The 18,628-nt window shown below is 38.9% G+C and carries 23 protein-coding genes and 1 riboswitch; of the genes, 14 read left to right on the forward strand and 9 right to left on the reverse strand.

Features of this window, described 5'->3' with window-relative positions:
- Positions 1–38: 38 nt before the first annotated feature.
- Positions 39–138: riboswitch (purine riboswitch) on the forward strand.
- A 96-nt stretch (positions 139–234) separates the two neighbouring features.
- Positions 235–1,497, forward strand: coding sequence for an MFS transporter (locus ELX58_RS05065; RefSeq protein ID WP_133442071.1), 1,263 nt, complete (start codon positions 235–237; stop codon positions 1,495–1,497).
- A 535-nt stretch (positions 1,498–2,032) separates the two neighbouring features.
- On the opposite strand, the gene ELX58_RS05070 is transcribed toward ELX58_RS05065, so the two are convergent.
- A complete protein-coding gene (locus tag ELX58_RS05070) occupies positions 2,033–3,064 on the reverse strand; it encodes an L-threonylcarbamoyladenylate synthase (protein WP_133442072.1) in 1,032 nt (343 codons plus the stop codon).
- Between the two features lie 314 nt (positions 3,065–3,378).
- Here ELX58_RS05070 and ELX58_RS05075 point away from each other — a divergent pair, with 314 nt between their 5' ends.
- Complete coding sequence (locus ELX58_RS05075; protein WP_133442073.1) at positions 3,379–4,737, forward strand: FAD-dependent oxidoreductase; 1,359 nt, start codon at positions 3,379–3,381, stop codon at positions 4,735–4,737.
- Between the two features lie 88 nt (positions 4,738–4,825).
- On the opposite strand, the gene ELX58_RS05080 is transcribed toward ELX58_RS05075, so the two are convergent.
- Together ELX58_RS05080 and ELX58_RS07930 are read right to left on the reverse strand one after the other, a co-directional pair.
- Positions 4,826–5,428, reverse strand: a complete 603-nt coding sequence (locus tag ELX58_RS05080; RefSeq protein WP_133442074.1) for a DUF536 domain-containing protein — start codon at positions 5,426–5,428, stop codon at positions 4,826–4,828.
- Between the two features lie 48 nt (positions 5,429–5,476).
- The gene (locus tag ELX58_RS07930) at positions 5,477–5,614 is read right to left on the reverse strand and encodes a hypothetical protein (RefSeq protein WP_162614654.1); all 138 of its coding nucleotides are present in this window, start codon (positions 5,612–5,614) and stop codon (positions 5,477–5,479) included.
- A gap of 65 nt (positions 5,615–5,679) precedes the next feature.
- Between ELX58_RS07930 and ELX58_RS05085 the strand changes: the two genes are divergently transcribed.
- From ELX58_RS05085 to ELX58_RS05095, 3 genes are read left to right on the forward strand one after another with little or no spacing between them, the layout of a single operon-like run.
- Positions 5,680–6,249 carry a metal-dependent hydrolase gene (locus ELX58_RS05085; RefSeq protein WP_162614655.1) on the forward strand — a complete coding sequence of 190 codons (570 nt, stop codon included), beginning with the start codon at positions 5,680–5,682 and terminating at the stop codon, positions 6,247–6,249.
- 7 nt (positions 6,250–6,256) lie between these two features.
- Positions 6,257–6,667: a hypothetical protein gene (locus ELX58_RS05090; RefSeq protein WP_133442076.1), complete on the forward strand. Its 411-nt coding sequence runs from the start codon at positions 6,257–6,259 to the stop codon at positions 6,665–6,667.
- A gap of 59 nt (positions 6,668–6,726) precedes the next feature.
- Positions 6,727–8,085, forward strand: a complete 1,359-nt coding sequence (locus ELX58_RS05095; RefSeq protein WP_133442579.1) for an amino acid permease — start codon at positions 6,727–6,729, stop codon at positions 8,083–8,085.
- A gap of 56 nt (positions 8,086–8,141) precedes the next feature.
- On the opposite strand, the gene ELX58_RS05100 is transcribed toward ELX58_RS05095, so the two are convergent.
- Together ELX58_RS05100 and ELX58_RS07935 are read right to left on the reverse strand one after the other, a co-directional pair.
- Complete coding sequence (locus ELX58_RS05100; protein ID WP_133442077.1) at positions 8,142–8,624, reverse strand: hypothetical protein; 483 nt, start codon at positions 8,622–8,624, stop codon at positions 8,142–8,144.
- Positions 8,625–8,642: 18 nt separating this feature from the next.
- A complete protein-coding gene (locus ELX58_RS07935; RefSeq protein ID WP_162614656.1) occupies positions 8,643–8,783 on the reverse strand; it encodes a hypothetical protein in 141 nt (46 codons plus the stop codon).
- A gap of 324 nt (positions 8,784–9,107) precedes the next feature.
- Here ELX58_RS07935 and ELX58_RS05105 point away from each other — a divergent pair, with 324 nt between their 5' ends.
- Entirely contained in the window at positions 9,108–9,533 is a 426-nt protein-coding gene (locus ELX58_RS05105; protein WP_133442078.1) for a hypothetical protein, read from the forward strand.
- Between the two features lie 58 nt (positions 9,534–9,591).
- Here ELX58_RS05105 and ELX58_RS05110 read toward each other — a convergent pair whose 3' ends face one another.
- Positions 9,592–10,095 (reverse strand): hypothetical protein, encoded by a 504-nt coding sequence (locus ELX58_RS05110; protein ID WP_133442079.1) that lies wholly within the window; start codon positions 10,093–10,095, stop codon positions 9,592–9,594.
- An 89-nt stretch (positions 10,096–10,184) separates the two neighbouring features.
- On the opposite strand from ELX58_RS05110, the gene ELX58_RS05115 reads away from it, so the two are divergent.
- A complete protein-coding gene (locus ELX58_RS05115) occupies positions 10,185–13,433 on the forward strand; it encodes a hypothetical protein (RefSeq protein WP_133442080.1) in 3,249 nt (1,082 codons plus the stop codon).
- 2 nt (positions 13,434–13,435) lie between these two features.
- On the opposite strand, the gene ELX58_RS05120 is transcribed toward ELX58_RS05115, so the two are convergent.
- Positions 13,436–13,657, reverse strand: a complete 222-nt coding sequence (locus tag ELX58_RS05120) for a hypothetical protein (RefSeq protein ID WP_133442081.1) — start codon at positions 13,655–13,657, stop codon at positions 13,436–13,438.
- A gap of 34 nt (positions 13,658–13,691) precedes the next feature.
- Here ELX58_RS05120 and ELX58_RS05125 point away from each other — a divergent pair, with 34 nt between their 5' ends.
- Positions 13,692–13,916: a hypothetical protein gene (locus ELX58_RS05125; RefSeq protein WP_133442082.1), complete on the forward strand. Its 225-nt coding sequence runs from the start codon at positions 13,692–13,694 to the stop codon at positions 13,914–13,916.
- Here ELX58_RS05125 and ELX58_RS05130 read toward each other — a convergent pair whose 3' ends face one another.
- Positions 13,917–14,306, reverse strand: a complete 390-nt coding sequence (locus ELX58_RS05130) for a hypothetical protein (RefSeq protein ID WP_133442083.1) — start codon at positions 14,304–14,306, stop codon at positions 13,917–13,919. It lies immediately after the preceding gene.
- 124 nt (positions 14,307–14,430) lie between these two features.
- On the opposite strand from ELX58_RS05130, the gene ELX58_RS05135 reads away from it, so the two are divergent.
- Both ELX58_RS05135 and ELX58_RS05140 read left to right on the forward strand, forming a co-directional pair.
- On the forward strand, positions 14,431–14,709 hold the full coding sequence (locus ELX58_RS05135; RefSeq protein ID WP_133442084.1) for an HU family DNA-binding protein: 279 nt from the start codon (positions 14,431–14,433) through the stop codon (positions 14,707–14,709).
- A gap of 85 nt (positions 14,710–14,794) precedes the next feature.
- A complete protein-coding gene (locus tag ELX58_RS05140; RefSeq protein WP_133442085.1) occupies positions 14,795–15,283 on the forward strand; it encodes a thioredoxin domain-containing protein in 489 nt (162 codons plus the stop codon).
- On the opposite strand, the gene ELX58_RS05145 is transcribed toward ELX58_RS05140, so the two are convergent.
- Complete coding sequence (locus ELX58_RS05145; protein WP_133442086.1) at positions 15,284–15,913, reverse strand: HAD family hydrolase; 630 nt, start codon at positions 15,911–15,913, stop codon at positions 15,284–15,286.
- 90 nt (positions 15,914–16,003) lie between these two features.
- On the opposite strand from ELX58_RS05145, the gene ELX58_RS05150 reads away from it, so the two are divergent.
- From ELX58_RS05150 to ELX58_RS05165, 4 genes are all read left to right on the forward strand, one after another.
- Positions 16,004–16,189, forward strand: a complete 186-nt coding sequence (locus ELX58_RS05150; protein WP_133442087.1) for a hypothetical protein — start codon at positions 16,004–16,006, stop codon at positions 16,187–16,189.
- Between the two features lie 27 nt (positions 16,190–16,216).
- Complete coding sequence (locus ELX58_RS05155; protein ID WP_133442088.1) at positions 16,217–16,444, forward strand: hypothetical protein; 228 nt, start codon at positions 16,217–16,219, stop codon at positions 16,442–16,444.
- Positions 16,445–16,510: 66 nt separating this feature from the next.
- Positions 16,511–17,752, forward strand: a complete 1,242-nt coding sequence (locus tag ELX58_RS05160; RefSeq protein ID WP_133442089.1) for a serine hydroxymethyltransferase — start codon at positions 16,511–16,513, stop codon at positions 17,750–17,752.
- A gap of 12 nt (positions 17,753–17,764) precedes the next feature.
- The gene (locus ELX58_RS05165) at positions 17,765–18,628 is read left to right on the forward strand and encodes a bifunctional 5,10-methylenetetrahydrofolate dehydrogenase/5,10-methenyltetrahydrofolate cyclohydrolase (protein WP_133442090.1); all 864 of its coding nucleotides are present in this window, start codon (positions 17,765–17,767) and stop codon (positions 18,626–18,628) included.

Consider the following 18,628-nt stretch of genomic DNA (forward strand, 5'->3'; position numbering starts at 1 on the left):
CAGTTATTGACGTAATCATGTAAAATTGGTATTCTATAGTCACACACATAGTAATTGCCTATATAATGCCAAGATGTGGTTGGTCAGTTTCTACCCGGAACCGTATAAGTCCGGACTATAAGCAAAAGAAATTGAAAGACACTTGATTTGTATAGACACGGATCAAGTGTTTTTTTGTTTTTTATACTTTTTGATCAACCTGAAGCAATTACAACTTCAGGGAGGAACTTTGTTTTGGAAAGCAAATATTCAGCTAATCAAAAGTGGACGGTTGCGTCCACTGCTTTAGGTTCATCGTTAGAAGGAATGGACGTCATGTTCATCTCGTTCGCAATGACGCCAATTATTACCCAGTTGCACATCAGTGGTGCCGCCGGTGGAATGATGAGTTCAGTTACTAATATCGGGATGCTGCTTGGTGCACTGATTTTCGGGATGCTAGCTGACGCTTTTGGTCGAGTTAGAGTGTTTACCTACACGTTATCAATCGTTGCCTTAGCGACTGGTTTAATGTACTTTGCTAACAACATTTACTTTATTTACCTGTTACGATTCTTAACCGGAATTGGAACCGGTGGTGAATACGGAACCGGTGTTACGTTGGTAATGGAAAACTTTAATCATCGGAAGCACGTTGCCACGTTATTATCATACGTTCAGGTCTTTGGTGAAACGGGTGCCATATTAGCTGCCGTAATTTCATCAATGGTCTTAGCTAATTACAGCTGGCACGTCTTATTCCTATTCGGTTTAATCCCAATCGTTCTAGCATTCTTCGTTCGTTTGAACTTAAAGGAAAATCCAAAGTTCGTTCATAATGCTAAAGCATTAAAAAAGACCCATCAGAAACGGGTCCCGTTCAGTCGATTATTCGCAACGCCAAAGATTGCTTGGCAGACAATCGCCATTATTATGATGGTGGTCGTTGAAGCCGCTGGATACTATGGTGTCTTAAACTGGATGCCATCGATCATGCAGCAAAAGTTACACATTAGTATTACTAAATCATCACTTTGGATGATCGTTACCATCGTGGGAATTTCACTTGGGATGGTCGTCTTCAGTAAGATCATGGATAAGTGGGGACCACGCTGGGCCTTCACCATTTTCTTAGTCGGTGCCGCAATCTTCATGTACACCATCGTCATGGCCAATAACGGGATTACTTTATTGATTGCCAGTACCTTAGTTGGTTTCTTTGCTGGAGCTACCTACACCGGTTTTGGTGTCATCGTTAGTAAGTTATACCCAATGAACATCCGAGTCACTGCTAATAGCTTCATCATGAGTTGCGGTAAAGCAATTGGTGGATTCTCACCAGTCGTTATCGGTTACCTAATGGATCATTATTCATTAATGGCTATCGTGGTCTTCTTATCGGTGTTATACGTAATTAGCTTATTCGCAATGTTATCGATTAAGAACTTACGAAGTAAGAAAGCACTCAATAAACCAGCAGCCATTAATAAAGATTTAGTTAACGATATTAACAACTAAAATTTAATAACGTAAATGATTCGGGAGCTTGAATTTTTCAAGCTCTTTTTATTTTACGAAAATGAGTGGCAGATCGTCAGCATGATGGCGTATAGGATACCAATGCCTAGTAATAGGCCAACCGTGCGAAAAGACCAGATATTGTGATTATAAGCAATATGAACAATAAAGCAGGCAAATATAATTGTGCAGATGATTAGTAAGATAAAGGCTAACATCGTATGCACCTCCCATGAGTATTATATGATAGATGAAGTTGGAGGGGGATGCATGTTGCTTTGGGTGGTGAGGGATGGTGATTGTATAACCAGATACAAAAAAAGACCTTCTGTTTTGACACAGGAGGCCTGGAATTAGTTATTAATAAAGATGGCGAGTAAATCTGCACCAATGAAAATCATTAAGTTCATAATAAACGACATCGGGACAAAGTGATTAAAGATCGCAAGAATAATCAAAATCATAATTGATTTAACTAAGATATTGATTTTATTAAACTTTTCCCTGTCAGAATTCCCTTTTCTTAGAATAAAAATCACCTATGGAGAATAACCTTTTCAAAATACATCTTGTTAGCTGAATTATTTAAGCGGTCCATATAACCTTCACTGATGCCTTTATCAGGAAAGGCCTGAACCATAATGTATTTAACAGCTGGAATTTCATCAAAGTAACGTAAACCACCAAAGAAACGACGATCGGCATCCTTAATGCCTTTACCTAAACGATAAGGATTAACGGTGCTTGGGAATTTAACGTTCTTCAAGACATCATCAGTCGCCATAACACCAACCCGGAATTCCTGATTGTTAGCCCATTTAGCAACATCTGGCCATTCATTTTTATTAACGATTAAAACGGGACTGGATGTTGCGTAGTGACGTAACTTAGAACTGGGGTCGGTATCACGAATTACAGATGGATGTAACTTAGTAATATCTTGAACTTTACTACCAATTGTGTCTTCTAACTGTTGGATACTAACGGTTCCCGGGCGTAAAACTAACGGAATGTCACGAGTCATATCAACTACCGTGGAATCAATTCCAATGTCACATTCGCCACCGTCAATAATCCCGGCAATTTTACCGTTCATATCGTGCATCACGTGTTGTGGTAATGTTGGACTTGGTTTACCCGAAATATTGCCAGATGGTCCAACAATTGGGACACCGGCTTTACGAATTAAATCCAGGGTAATCTTGGTGTCAGGATCACGGAAAGCAATCGTTCGTAAGCCACCATTAATTACTGACGAAAGGGTACCCGGCTTTAACGGCAGGATAATTGTTAACGGGCCAGGCCAGAAGCGTTTAATCAACTTCTTAGCTGCATCTGAGATCTTAGTCGTGTACTTTTTGACCATATCTAATCCATCAACGGTAACGTTTAACGGGTTGTTACGAGGACGGTGCTTAACAGCAAAGACCTTTTTAACGGCTTCCGGATTAGTGGCATCAGCACCGACACCATACACGGTTTCGGTAGGAAATGCCACGACTTGACCATTTTGAATATCCTTTGCCGCTAAATCAATTTGATTAGTTGAATAAATACGGGTTTTCATTAGATTATCATCCTTCAATATCGATAACTAGTTTTAGCTAAGTTAATAATAGCAGAGATGAACAGAATAAGCACCTTTAATCGGATTGAGCATGTGAAACGGCCTTGATATTTAGTGAAATGACCAGAATGAAAACGATTGTACACGATATAATATGTTGTAATCATTCTTCACACTGAATTGTTGATTTATTAGTGATTAGAAAGATATATCTTACAAGAGCAATTCTTATGATTTATGAATAGAAAGCGCTATCATGAAAATGGTTGATGAAATGGATGATAATTCATAAGAGTTTGTGAAGTGTGATAATTATGAAAGTGATCATTGTTGGTTGTACCCATGCCGGTACGTATGCTGCTAGTACAATTTTAAGAGAACATCCAGGTACTCAAGTCACGATTTATGAACGTAACGATACCGTATCATTCCTGTCATGTGGGATTGCTTTATGGTTAGATAAAAAGATTGCTAACCCAAAAGGTCTATTCTATTCCAGTCCTCAGCAATTAGAAAAACAGGGCGCTAAAGTTGAAATCAACCACGACGTTCAAAATATCGATACTAAGAATAAGGTTGTTACCGTTAAGAACCTTAAAACCGGTAAAGTTGCTAAAGACCACTACGATAAATTAGTTATGTCGACTGGTTCCAGACCGTTTATTCCACCGATCGAAGGTGTCAAGAATCCAAACGTTTACCTATGTAAGAGTTGGAACGATGCCAAGCGAATCTTTAACAAGATGAAGACCACGAAACGAATTACCGTGATTGGTTGTGGAATGATCGGTGCTGAATTAGCTGATTCATTCTCTAACCAAGGTAATAAAGTCTACTTAATCGATCAAGGTTCTCGTCCGTTAGGCAAGTACTTTGACAAGCGCTTTACTGATATCATTACCAAGAGTTATGAAGCTCATAACGTTACCTTAGCAATGAACCAGCAAGTTAAGAAGATTAGTGGTAACGGGCCCGTTATCGTAACCACTAGTGACGGTAGCCAATTTAAGTCTGACATCGTAATCCTTTGTGTTGGCTTCCGTCCAAATGCACAATTATTAGATGGCAAGGTTAAGATGATCCGTGGTACCATCGTTACCAACCGTTACATGCAGTCATCTGACCCTAATATCTTTGCTGCCGGTGATTGTTCAATGATTTACTATAACCCAACTAAATCATTATTCTATGCACCATTGGCTACCAACGCCGTCCGTCAAGGTCTCTTAGTTGGTAAGAACATCGTTGAACCAACCGTTCGATACATGGGTACCCAAGCATCATCTGGTTTAAAGCTTTATGACCGAACCATCGTTGCTTCAGGTATGAACATGGGTATGGCTAAGAAGTTCCACATGAACGTTCACCAGGTAGTTGCTGAAACTAACTACCGTCCATCATTCATGCCAACGACTGCACCAGTCTTAATGTCATTGGTATATGATCCTAAGACCCGTCGGATCTTAGGTGGTGCCTTCATGTGTAAACATGATGTTTCAATGGCCGCCAACGCATTATCAATCTTGATTCAAAATGACAACACAATTGATCAGTTGGCAATGGTCGATATGCTATTCCAGCCTTACTTCGATGCTCCATTCAACTACATGAACATCTTAGGTCAGGTTGCTGTAGCTCATGAAGATAAGCTTAAAAAAGAAAACAACAAGTAACCATTAGATAAATCCATAAACTAAAAAGTCGAATGATTTTTAAATCATCCGACTTTTTAGTTTGTTTAAATTAATTTGAAATTCAAAACTATTTACCGAAGAATCGACGCCAGAATTTCTTATGACGCGACTTCTTTTTGGCCTTTTTAGTTTTCTTAGCCTGAGTCTGTTTAGCTTTCTGCTGAGCTTGCTTGGACGGCTTTTTCTTTTTATCATCTTTGGGTTTAGTAATTTTACCAATACTGGATAAATTCTTGTTATTGAAAGCCAAGACGTTATCTTTAGTATTCTTAGTTGATACATGGGTTAACTTCTTAACCCGGTGCTTTAAGGTCTTGTTTTCAGCTTCGGTTGATAATTGAAGCTGCTGTTGCTGATCCAACAGTTTAGTCAGTTTTTTAATGGTCTGATCCTGACTCTTGATCATATGGCTTTGTTCTAATGCCCGATCACGAAAGACTTTTAGAACGATGGCCTTATCGCGATGGTTAGAAACCTGACTATGATGGGCGTGATGCGGGGCTGCTTTTGTCTGAGCGATCAATTTACATCCCTCATCATTAATCATAATTTTATTGCCTTGTTTTTTGGTGTACTTATCACGGAAGTCAGGAATGTGGTTCATTCTTACTTCGACAGTCGGTCGGCTGATCTTAAGTTGGCTAGCCAGCTGTTTGATAGTCAAATCCATACAATCCACTCGATTCTGATCTGAAATTCATAAATTATTATACCATACTTATTTAACGTGATTTCGGTAGCAGTAACAATGACGATGGTGGCTATCATTGGTACATTTACTTTGGCTGCGTTTCATTTTGCGCAAGACCTGATCAGCGGTTAATTTCCGTTTCTGATTCTTTTTAATTTTCGTCATATCTAATCACCACCATATAACCTATGGTATACTAAAAAGCAGCTTTTATTTAGGGAGAAATCAAATTGGCTTTACGTGCAACGCATATTTTCTTATCAGAAGCCTTGGTCAGTGGGTGTTTATACATTACTAAACAGCCGATGCCAGTTGACATCGTCAGTGTCTTAGGGACATGGTTCGGTGTCCAGTTACCCGATATTGACACTGGCGAAACCCCGATTAACCGAAAATTAGGCTTCATTGGTAAAATGATTGGTAAAATGTTCAAGCACCGCACCTGGACGCATTCAATTTGGGCTGTGATTATAATGTTTGGGCTGGCGATGTTTTTACCGGTCCCAGCATCATTTAATGCCGCACCGATGAATTATCTACGTTTGTTGTACATTATGATTGCCGTCGGCTACCTGCTTCATCTATTTGAAGACATGTTTTCGGTGCAGGGGATTTGCTGGTTCTATCCGTTTCAAAAGTTTCAGCGTTCTCGAATGGGTCATCTATACAAGCGTCGTAAGCACTGGAATCCATTATTATATCGAACCGGCGGTTACGAAGAGTTATTCATTCGTTATGTCTCATTCGTAATCATGATTTATTTCTTCCTAAAAATTTTCATCGAGAATTATTTAAAGTAGTGATTTAATGTATAAAATTAATCTAAATGCTAAGTCTGGCCTTACTAATTTAAAAAGCCTAATCAATGAGTGGAATGACGGTACTAAATCATCCGTCTCCGTTGTACTCATTAAGATTAGCGAAGCTTTTACGATGTATCATCAGGTCAGTCCTGCCAATTTAACGGTTCGTCATCAAAAATGGACCGGACAACATCCTATCATCGTTAATGATTTAGATACCCATAATAACGTTGTTTTAGTTCTGAACACTAACGGTATAATTCTTCATTATTACATAATCGATGACCGGGGTCATCTAAAATTACACGATGATTTAAGCAAGGTTGCTCCTAAAAATGTACATGAGGAATACCTGGATTATTTCTACTGCATCGCTAAAAATATTGAGAGTTGCGTTAAGACTAGGGAGTCGTAGTATTCGTAGTATAATGACTCAATGGGAGCAATGATTTGATGAAAAAAAATAAACCAGAGTTGAAACGAAGCCTTAGCGTCAATAAAATGCAGATGATCGCGTTAGGTGGTGCCATCGGGGTTGGCCTGTTTATGGGTTCCGCTTCGACGATTGACTGGACGGGGCCGTCGGTGTTAATTGACTATGCCATTGCCGGACTCACGTTGTATCTGATTATGCGGGCAATGGGTGAAATGCTATACGTTCATCCCGTTACCGGATCGTTTTCAGACTTTGCCAGTATGTATATGCACCCGGTCTTTGGTTATCTTACCGCTTGGAGCAACATCTTTGAGTGGGTTATGATTGGCATGAGTGAAGTGATTGCGATTGGTAGTTACTGTCGTTTTTGGTGGCCAAGTTTACCAGGGTGGATTCCAGGACTAATTGCGATTACCTTCTTGTGTAGCATTAACCTAATTTCGGTGAAATCATACGGTGATTTCGAATACTGGTTCTCGTTTATTAAAGTTCTGACCATTATCTTGATGATCATTGCCGGATTTGGAATGATCTTTTTTGGCTTTGGCAACGGCATGCACCCGATCGGCATTAGCAACCTTTGGCGATACGGTTTCTTTGCCGGTGGTTTGAAGGGCTTTTTCTTTGCCTTTTCAATCGTCTTAGCTTCCTATCAAGGGATTGAATTTATTGGCATTACCGCCGGTGAGGCTAAGGATCCCCAGCATTCAATTGTCAAAGCAATCCAGTCCACGATTTGGCGAATTTTAATCTTTTACATTGGTGCAATCTTTGTCATCGTCTGTATTTATCCATGGAACAAATTAAACGCCATGGATTCACCATTCGTTGAAACGTTTGCTAAGTTAGGCATCACCGTAGCTGCCGGAATTATTAATTTTGTCGTTTTAACGGCGGCATTGTCCGGTTGTAACTCTGGAATTTATAGTACTAGCCGCATGGCATACATCTTAGCTAAAAAGGGTGAGTTATCACCGAAGTTTAGCCACCTTAATCGACATGGAGTGCCATACGTAGCGGTAATCGCCGTTTCATTAGGAATCTTCGTTGGCGTCATCTTAAACGTAATTTTACCAATGCTCGTTAACAATGGTGGCAAGATCTTTGTGATGGTTTATAGTTCAAGTGTTCTACCAGGAATGGTACCGTGGGCCGTAATTTTAATTAGCCAAATGCGGTTCCGACAGATTGAGCCTCAATCATTAAGTCACCATCCGTTTAAGATGCCGTTTTCGCCGTACAGTAATTACATGGCGTTGTTACTTCTGGCAATTACGTTAGTCTTTATGGCGTTAAATCCGACTACTCAGATTCCGTTAGCAATCGGAGTCGTATTTCTAGTTTTAATGACTGTAATCTACTTTACCCGTTACGATAAAAAGATATCTAAAAATTAAAAATTAAAAGGAACTCAAAATATTGAGTTCCTTTTGTTTATCTTCAAATGATTAAATTAGCGATAACGTTTATTTTTATACTTAGGCTGGGTTTCCTGAACGATATGGCAGGCTTCCTGAGCTTCTTTAGCCGAGCTAAGGGCCACTTTAGATTTAGAATCATCATGTAATGACAGAAGTTGAATCGCCATCTGGATCATGTGCTCAGGAGTAATTCCTTTATGTAACGCGATCTTAAATGGAACGGTAATTGCACCGCCAAAGATTTTAACTTTATCACTCATGCGATCATAAGAAATGATGTAACCCACGTGATCATATTTACTGGTGGGGCATTTTTGTAAAGCTGCTTCAACTAATTTTAGGGCTTGCTGACTTTGTTTGTCGTTATCAAGTGATAACAAATTACAGGCAATCTGCATTAAATATGCAGGGGTAAAGCCCATCTGCTGAGCCTTTTTTAACGAAATGGATTTAATGCCGTCAATTAACTTAACGACGTTGGCTAAACGATCGTAGAGGATTACCTGATTAGTCATTAAAATTCCTCCTGAAGTTTATTTATACTGCTTTTTATTAAATTTACGGAGCATTTCATGCTTTAATTTGTATTGTTTTGCTTGGTAGTGGCTGACGTAATCCTGGTGCTTAACCACCGTTTCAGGCGATAACATTGCGAACGAAAAAACGAGCAACAACCTCGTGAATAACATCCGAATGTCGAAATAGCTCTGTTTCCAATTGTGGGGCTTAGATAATAAGTAAGCCAAAAGGCACTTGGCCGTAGCCGCAAGGAATTCTAGAAGCCATAAAAACAGGTTGATTATGGCAAATCCAATTATGGCGATGAGCGCAAGTGATAGGAGACTGATAGTAGTCATGGTAATCATCCTGGTTCTGATCTATTTTTCTACTATTACTTATTATTTATGATAACATAAAATATTAATATTAAGAATTTTCAGACGGCTAATAACATAGTAAAATAAAGACAGATATTATTTCATAGAAAGGTTTTTATAATGAATCAATTACCGTTTACTGATGAAGAAATTAAAGGCGTTGACTACCGTTTAAGTAACGACATTCCGGTCAAGGTATTTCGTGATAACGAGGACAAATACTATCGCTTGGGCTTCTACATTTTAGAAGAAGTTTCAATTGGAACTCAATTCCCACACATTACCTTTGACTTAACTAAAAATCAAAAGGGCTATCGCTTAACTGATCATGGTTACGCCCACAAAGTCTTCGGCGATTTATTGAATTTTAAACCAATTCAATTTTATCAGCAACGTTTAGGCATTGGTTATGATCCAGAAAAGGCTTGCTTCTACATTCAGATGCCGTTATTAAATAGCGTTGAAGCCTATACCCATCGCATTCTGGAATTAATGACCCAGATCAAAACGATTGCTGACCTTAAGCAACGGAATTTATTAAAATAATAAAAAATCGGGCTGGATTTATAATCTAGCCCGATTAATTTTATCTTAAACGATTTAATTACTTAAATTGATTAGTGGTTACACTACCGTTATGAGCGGAGTAGATTAACTTATTACTTGGGCTCATGATATTCAGGGTCAATGACTTATCCTTTAACTGATGTGATAAGGTCTTGGATGTTTTTGTCATACCATCAGTAAGTTCATTCCAGAATTTATTGGCTTGACCGTTGCCCTGTTGGGCATATTGAACCATCTGCTGCATTTGGCTACCCTTTAAAGATAGGGTGATCGTATTACCGGTACTCTTAACGCTACCAATCTTCTTATAATTATTATTCATTTGGTTAGTAACGTTATGAATGGCTCGTTTACGTTGTTCATTGTTAAGTGTGTTCTGACTATCATCAGAAAAGTAATTTCCGGAAGGTAACGTGTTATCTTCTTTACTTACTTTTTTCTGTTCGGCAGCCTGACGCTGTTGATTGTTTTGACAAGCGGCTAACGTGAATAGGCATAAGACCGCTACAATTCCTGTACTAATTTTGCGAAACAATTTCATATATCTATTATTCTCCTTTGTGGATCTATTTTTAATTTTATCATGCGCAGCAACCTGATGAAAACTTATTTAATAAGGGGGCTTAATCTATGGCTTATCATTACCGCATCTTTGATAACATTTTTGATATTGAATCCGTCAATAATCTTTTTATTGATACCCATTATTTTGTAGCTCAGCATCGGATCGAAATCTTTTATCTAAGTGGTGTGAAAGGCGCTGAAGACTTTGATCATGAGATTAAGCCCGGAAAATCAATTGCCGATGTGATCCGTCACCGAATTTTACAGACGTTACCCGAATTACGCCTGGATAAATCGTTGCAGATTAACTTCTATAATTTAAAAAATGTTGCTAATCTAAAGCGCTACTTTAAATTATATGGTGTTGCAACTAATGCAACCGCGGCTTTAGCATATATGAATAATAAAGGCCAGATCTTACCACCGTCCCAGTATGACGCTCGGCGTTATTACGGTGGGAATTCCATCAATCTCGTTCATCATACCAAGCCCGTTAACATTAAAGAATACAATGATGATTTGGCTTCTTATGCTGATAATCCTTATAAGGATATCCCCGGCGCCTATAACATTAACTTTAAGTATTATCCTGTTAAGCGAACTGATCCAGGGTTTAACCCGATTCGTTACGGGCATGGCGAAATGATTGGCTATAACTCTGCTGATTATGATCTAGTAATGATTGCGCATTTCTTGGGTAGTTTAATTGAGGTCCCGGTCGTTCGTGCGGTTCTTAATGAAATTCGTAAAAACAGTAAAAAGTCAAGAGTTCATTGGCCAAGAAGAACGATTAAAGCCGATGCTGAGAAATTAAATGCAATTCTGCAACCGAAATTTATGCGTGATTTCAATAATCTGTTATTTAGTTCTCAATATCGTCAGAACATGGTTCAAGCGTTGATTAAGCATGATGGCCAGACCTATTTCAAACGAATTGAAACGGTACCGTGGTACATTTATAAAGGTTGGAAGCAGACTAATCGTTACTTAGACATCTCAGACCTTAACCGTCGGGTTTCGTTAAAACGAATTGAAGCTGCGATGGGCATGCAGATTAATGAATCGTTACCCGAGATTGAAAAGGGTAAACGTGGCGTTAAGAATGTGGATGAACTGGCTGACTTTATCTCGTATAATTTGAATGACGTGTATGCGACCCGGTTAACCTTCAAGTTGCCGGTTTACCAGGATGCGCTAACGTTACGGGAAATCCTATTAAAGAAGTTTCCAGCTTTAATTTATAGTTATGATCCGAAGAAAGTAACTCGTGAAAAGGCAACCCCTAAAGACGTAATGATTGCACCTGATAATCTTCGCTTCACGCGACTGAATTCCGATTTTAGTTCAGCTCAATTCATCATTAATGTAATTGCGCCGTATCATGCGATGAAGGACATTCCTGGGTTAAATTATCTTTACCCGGACCCACGAGTTCTCAAGATCTTACATCAAGAACATCCCCATGATCCATATTTACCTGAATATCCCGTTAACGTCCTTGATAACACAATGCGATGGGCTCGTGAACAGGACCGTAAGTATCATACGGGCGGTTCCATCGCCAGAAACTTTTTCCATGTGTACGTCGTTTATCTAATTATGCAATATCACAACGTCAATCCTGATCTCTGTGATCCTAAGACGGGAATTAGTAAACATGAAAAAAGGAATGATCTTGATGGTGTTCCGCGCTGGATTAGTCCTTACATGAAGATCAAACCGTATTTACGGTCAAAGAACATGGACATGCCATACATTAAAAAAGATGGTAAACCCAGTTCTTGCATGGTCACCTTTAGCATCGGTGGAATTCACGGCCTGGAATTTAACCAAAAGAAGTATCTCGAAGACGTTCGACACTGGAAAAAGATGAAACATCTTCAAGATTTAATGAAACAGTCATTTGGTGCTGACCAAAAGGGTGCCGAAAGGATTGGTTCCACGTTTATTATTAAAAATCGTGGTCAGATTATTGCAACCCGACCGTACGTGAAAGGGACTATTCATGGTGCTCAGTGGCGAACTTTAGAGCCACCACACCTATTGCGAAAGTTATCCCATTCAGATCGGTATGTGATCCGAAAACGGTACGCTTATATTGCGGTCGATTCGTGCCAACACGAAGATTTTAGTGGATATTACCCAATGCTAATTTCCCGATTGGGTTCGTTTTGGCCACATGATCAACCAACGGACATGTACCGGCATTTGTACATCGAACGATTACATTTAAAGCATCAGTTACGTAAGTACACTAAACATTCACCGCAGTGGGAAAAGATCAATCTTCAGCAGAAATTGCGTAAATTATTATTAAATGCTGGATCTGGTGTTGGTGCGGGTTCATTTACTAATAATCTACGTATGAACAATGCTATTATCTCTATGCGGATCATTGGCCAGCTCTTTGCCTGGAGAATTGGTGAAGCTGAAACTTTAGCTGGCGGCCGGGTCCCCTCAACCAACACCGATGGTATGTACGTCATGGACGTTAGTAAAAAGACGAATGACAAAGTACTATTTGATAACGTTAAAGCCATGATGCTGGACATCATCCCATCACCGTTGTATCGATTCGTCTCAAAAGACACAAACAACCGGGTCGAAGTAGAAAAACATGGTAATAAACCCGTATTAACTGAAGCGAACGGGGCAACCTTGCGAAGTTGGCAGGGACCGACACCCAGTAATCACTTAAGTCATCCCGCAGTGGCTGATTGGGCATTAGCTAATTATTTGGCATACCATGGAAAGAATCCCAGCACAGAACCATTTGATGAACATGCTGTCATGAAGGATCTAGAGAAGATGCACATGGCAATTCTATCCAAAGATAAGTATGTGCATGCTCTGCAGATGTTTCAGTGGATTATTATGGGTAATCAAACTAAACATCGGTACCTATTTTTACAACGAGCTAAATGGAATGTTGAAACGCATCAGTGGCAGTTGGTCGGCTTCAATCAGTTACCACGAACCAATCGGGTTTTCTTAATTAAAAACGATTTACATGGAATTGATCATTTCATTAAGATTGCTACGAAACAAGAAAAAAAGAGTGACGTTAATCACTCTTCTGATCCGTATACTGAACAAGTCTTAAAAGGCCATGATGATCCACTTGATAAATATCATGAGTATGGTAAAGTCATCAAAGTAACTGATATGCCGGAGCATCAAAACGTCTATTTAAATGGGAAACGACTTCGTTTCTACAATCAGCAGATGCGCTGGTGGCTATATCAGCATTTAGACATTCATGCCTACATGAAATTCGTTGAAGTTAAATTCAATACGTCATGGCGAAACAAATAAGGCTATTTTTCACCTTTAACGTAACGACGGTAAAAGAGTAACGGGTCATCGTAGCTATCAACGGTGTCGAGATCCAGATCATTGATGACCTCGGCTTCTTCCTTGGCTAGTTCCCGTTTGTCTTTATCACTGTTTTTTAAATGAGGATCTTTTCGGTACTGAGCTTCTTCACAGCCCATCCAGCGTAAGATCCATTCCTTTTCACTGTGTGATAATTTATTCATTATTAAATCAAGCTTTCTAAAAGAGGTTATTATTATGGAATGTGGATTAATCCAAGAATTAATTGATGCTCATAACATCGTTGATCAATCCAACGGTTTGGATGACGTAATTGCGTCACAGGGTAATCAAAAGTTTACCATTAAAGACTGGTTTCTTAAGCATGGTGCCGTAATGCATCAGCTGCATTTAACACCAGAAAACATTACCTATGCTTTAGTTAATAAAAGAATCAATCAAGCAATGGCTGATCTGTTCTAATTATAAGTGTTGTTTCATAATCTGATCTAGTGAAGTCAGAAAGTTAATCATATCTTGAATCCGTTGAACCAATAGTTTGGCATTATCGCCCGGGAATTGGCAAGTGTAGAATTCATTACCAGAAACGTCCACGTTATATTTAATCATCTGTTGATGAAGCTGACGACTGATTTCACCAGGGTGGCTAAAGGCATTCCCGTTATTAGTGGTTCCGTTGTCGGTCAGCGTATCAAATTTTGGCCCTTTCTTCAGGATTAATCCCGTTTGAGCATAGGTCGTTCGTTCAAGTGCTGGAATTGAGATTTCCCACATTTTACGTGGTACCAATGATGTAATAATCGCTTGGTACTTTTTACGGAGCGTATTGAAGCTAATTTTAAGTTCTATCATAACAACGCCTGATTTCTAGTTTTCATTCTACAATAAATTCCAGTCTGGAGCGAAACCAGTGGCTTGTTATCAAGGATAATGGTTGGTATAATGCAATTACTGATATGAAAGGGAAGGTTTTAGTATGGTTAATAAATCCGAATTACTTTCTAGTATGGTCAAAAAGACCGGCTTAACTAAGAAAGATGCTACCAAGGCATTAGATGCTTTTGTAGCAACTGTTAAAGACAGCTTAGCTAAGGGCCAGGGCATTCGATTAATCGGTTTCGGTAGTTTTACCGTTCGTCATCGAGCCGCCCGTAAAGGTCGTAACCCACAAACCGGTAAGGCCATTAAAATTTCTGCACGTAATGTACCCGCCTTTAAAGCTGGCAAAGGCTTAAAGGATAACGTTAATAAGTAATTAATATTACATTTGATTAATCTTAGGGGACAGCAGTGTGGTATAACATTGCGGTCCTTTATTTTATTTTTAGGAGGCTTTTTCTATGGATTTAAGTTTTGATAATAATACCACCTTAAATTTAGGTGATGCCACAGCTGACCATAGTGTCGTTGTATTTGCTAATTTAGGTTGCCCATGGTGCAAGCGCTGGTTCGTTAATAACTGGGCTGCCATGATGAAAGACGTTCAGGAACACAAGTTATCTGCTCATTTAAAGTTCTTGAATAAGCCAAAACAGCCATTACATAATGGTAACGTTGCTAACGGTTTTGTTGATTACAACAATCCTGATGATGGTGCTTTATTCGTTAAGAACGTTTACAAGCATCAAGACATCTTAGATAACTTAACTAACGATAAAGATGTCGTTAACTTTTTAAAGACTCAGCTCAATGCTAAGCCCATCGTTAGTTCTAAAGCTAAGGACAAGATTAAATCTGAAGCTAAGAACAGTGGCGTTACATCTGTACCAACCATTTTCTTCGATGGTGTTAAGCACCCAGATAGTGGTTGGAACTTACCACAAATGTAATTAAAATAATTTTAAAATATCCCGTGGCTGCTTAAAGCAGTAACGGTATTGAGTGAAATGGACTTTTGGATCAGCGCCCCAGCCGGCGATGCCGAAGTCCATTTTTGCGTTTTTAGCGGCATTCATATCAACTAAGGCATCCCCAATGTACAACGCATGCTTAGGATTGATACCCATTTGGTTGACAGCATGCAGTAAGGGTTCTGGCTCTGGTTTATGATATGGAATTGTGTCTGCGGTAACGGCTGTCCAAATCTTCTTCATGAATGGATAGGCGTTTAATAATTCATTAACTTCTTGATCACCACCAGAAGTCACGATTGCGATTCCTGGTAATGTTTTTTGGTTAAGGCTTTTAAAGACATGCGAAATCCCCTTAAAAAGAACTGGTTTTAAATTTAGCCGAGCTTTTTCGTTTAAGTATTCCATTTCAAATTGATCCTGAAGTGATTCAGGAATTCTTAGATATTTAAAAGCTCGATCTAAAGTCATCGAAAACGTCTTCTTAAGTTGTTCAACGGATATCGGTTTATTATGTATTGCTAAAACGTTCGTCATCACTTTGGCGTAGGGCGGAAAGCTATCAATTAAAGTTCCGTCAATATCAAATAGAATCGCTTGGTACTGCATATTTTTAACTCCTTTATTTAAGTCACATCGTAAGGGAAATTAACTTTATGGTAAAATAAAACTATATCATTGTGAAAGGATGAAATAATTGTGCTTTCAACTGAAGCTAAGAACGGCTTGAATTATCATGGTGTCACTACCCACCACAATTGGAAGGGTGAAACGCACCATAATTTAAAGCATCCCAAACATAGCCATAAAGTATTAACCACAATCATCGTAATCGTTATTCTAGCAACTATTATTGTAGGCTTAGCTATGAGTGCCTACTATTAATATTTAATAAGAAAGAATGCATATTAAATGCCTGCTGAAGATTTATACAAATTAATTTTACAAAACGTTAGTACGTTAGACCCGGGCGACGCCATCTTTGAACTGAAACAGTTAAATAAAATGACTCAGATTAACTTTGATAAAGAAATTGATTTATTAAGTGATCCAGACGTTACCGGTAAACCAAACGTTCTTAAACAAGTTAATGAAATGATTACTAAGCAATTTACCGCTTGGCAAAAACAGAATCAATAATAATCCTGTAATTTATAATTAATTATAAATTATTAATAAAATGACAAAGACGGAGGTCATTATTAAGTGAGATACGATTATAAGAAGGCTGATCCCAAATTATGGGGTGCCATTGCGAACGAAGAAAAACGTCAACAGAACACTATTGAATTAATTGCGTCTGAAAACATCGTTTCAAATGCGGTCCGTGCCGCACAAGGCTCGGTATTAACTAATAAGTATGCTGAAGGTTATCCTGGCCATCGTTATTACGGTGGTTGTCAGTATATTGACCAAGTTGAACAATTAGCAATCGATCGTGCCAAGAAATTATTCCATGCCGAATACGCTAACGTTCAGCCATATTCAGGTACTGAAGCAAACTTGGAAACCTATGCTGCGTTTCTTAAGCGTGGTGACGGGATCTTAAGTATGTCACTTAACGCTGGTGGCCACATCAGTCATGGCGCGCCATTTAGTCAAGCCGGCCATTTATATGACGTTCATTTTTATGGCTTGGATCCAAAGACGGAACGGATTAATTATGATCAAGTTGCTAAATTAGCTAAGAAGTACCAACCAAAGTTAATCATTGCGGGTGCTTCTGCTTATAGTCGAATCATTGATTGGAAGAAATTCAGAAAGATTGCCGATGCTGTTGGTGCTTACTTAATGGTCGACATGGCTCATATTGCGGGATTAGTTGCCACCGGCTTACATCCCAGTCCAATCGGTATTGCTGACGTTGTCACGACAACTACCCATAAAACCTTACGTGGTCCGCGTGGTGGTATGATCTTATCCCAAGCTAAATATGCTAAACGGATTAATCATGCTGTATTCCCACGTTACCAGGGCGGTCCGTTAGAGCACGTTATCGCTGGTAAAGCCGCTATGTTATACGAAGACCTACAGCCTGAATACAAGCAGTATTGTAAGCAGATCATCAAGAACGCGCAGGCAATGGCCGAAGTCTTTAATAATGATTCACAGGTCCGAGTCATTTCCGGTGGTACAGATAATCATTTAATGATCCTCGATCTTCGTAAGACTAATTTAACTGGTAACGATCTTCAGAATAAATTAGACTCCGTTAACATTACAACTAATAAGGAAGTTATTCCAAATGACCCACGTGGACCTGTTGAAACCAGTGGCTTACGTTTAGGAACACCCGCGATTACATCTCGTGGCTTTAAAGAAGCCGATGCTGCAGAAGTCGCCAAGTTAATCCTAACGGTAATTCATCATTTTAACGATGCTTCCGCTTTGAGCAATGTTAAAAAACAAGTTCATCAATTAACCAGTCAGCATCCAATTCACGATTAATAGGGCGATTAGATGGCAACGTTAATTGATGGTCGAAAGCTTGCTAGAAAAGTTAACCAAAATACTCGAAAGCAAGTTAATTTGTTAAAGCAACACGATATCATACCTGAATTAGCTGTAATCATGGTTGGTGAGAATCCCGCTAATTTATTGTACGTTCACATGAAAGATCGGATGGCAAAACGATTAGGGATTAAATCAATTGTTAATCATTTGTCAGATTCGATTACTCAGGTTCAATTAATTCAGATTATTCATAAGTATAATCGTGATCCTAAGATTAACGGAATTTTAGTTCAATCACCATTGCCAAAGCACATTAACGAACAATTAATTGATTACCAGATTGATCCTAAGAAAGATGTTGATGGCTTTAATCCCGTTAACATGGGTCGATTGTTTCTAAATGAACCTGGATTTTATCCAGTTGCTTGTACGCCGTTAGGTATTATACGATTATTGAAAGAATATCGTGTCCGACTTAAAGGGCAAAATGTTGTTATTATTGGAGCTAGCCAAATCGTTGGCCGACCGTTATTAGGATTGATGATTAACGCTAATGCATCGGTAACGGTATTGAATGTTTTTACCAAAAATTTAGCAAGATATACTAAATCAGCTGACATAATTATCTCAGCAACTGGTCAAGTTAATTTGTTAAATGGCTCAGACGTTAAACCTGGTTGTACCATTATTGACGTTGGTGAAAATCATGATGCTAATGGTAAGTTAGTTGGTGACGTCAATTTTGCTAATGCTGAAAAAGTTGCTGGTAAAATCACACCGGTACCTGGCGGCGTCGGGCCAATGACGATTGCCATGTTGATGCAGCAAACCGTTAAATTGTGTAAGTGGCATCATAATTTACTGAAATGA

This window comes from Acetilactobacillus jinshanensis (assembly GCF_004359375.1).
Taxonomy (GTDB): domain Bacteria; phylum Bacillota; class Bacilli; order Lactobacillales; family Lactobacillaceae; genus Acetilactobacillus; species Acetilactobacillus jinshanensis.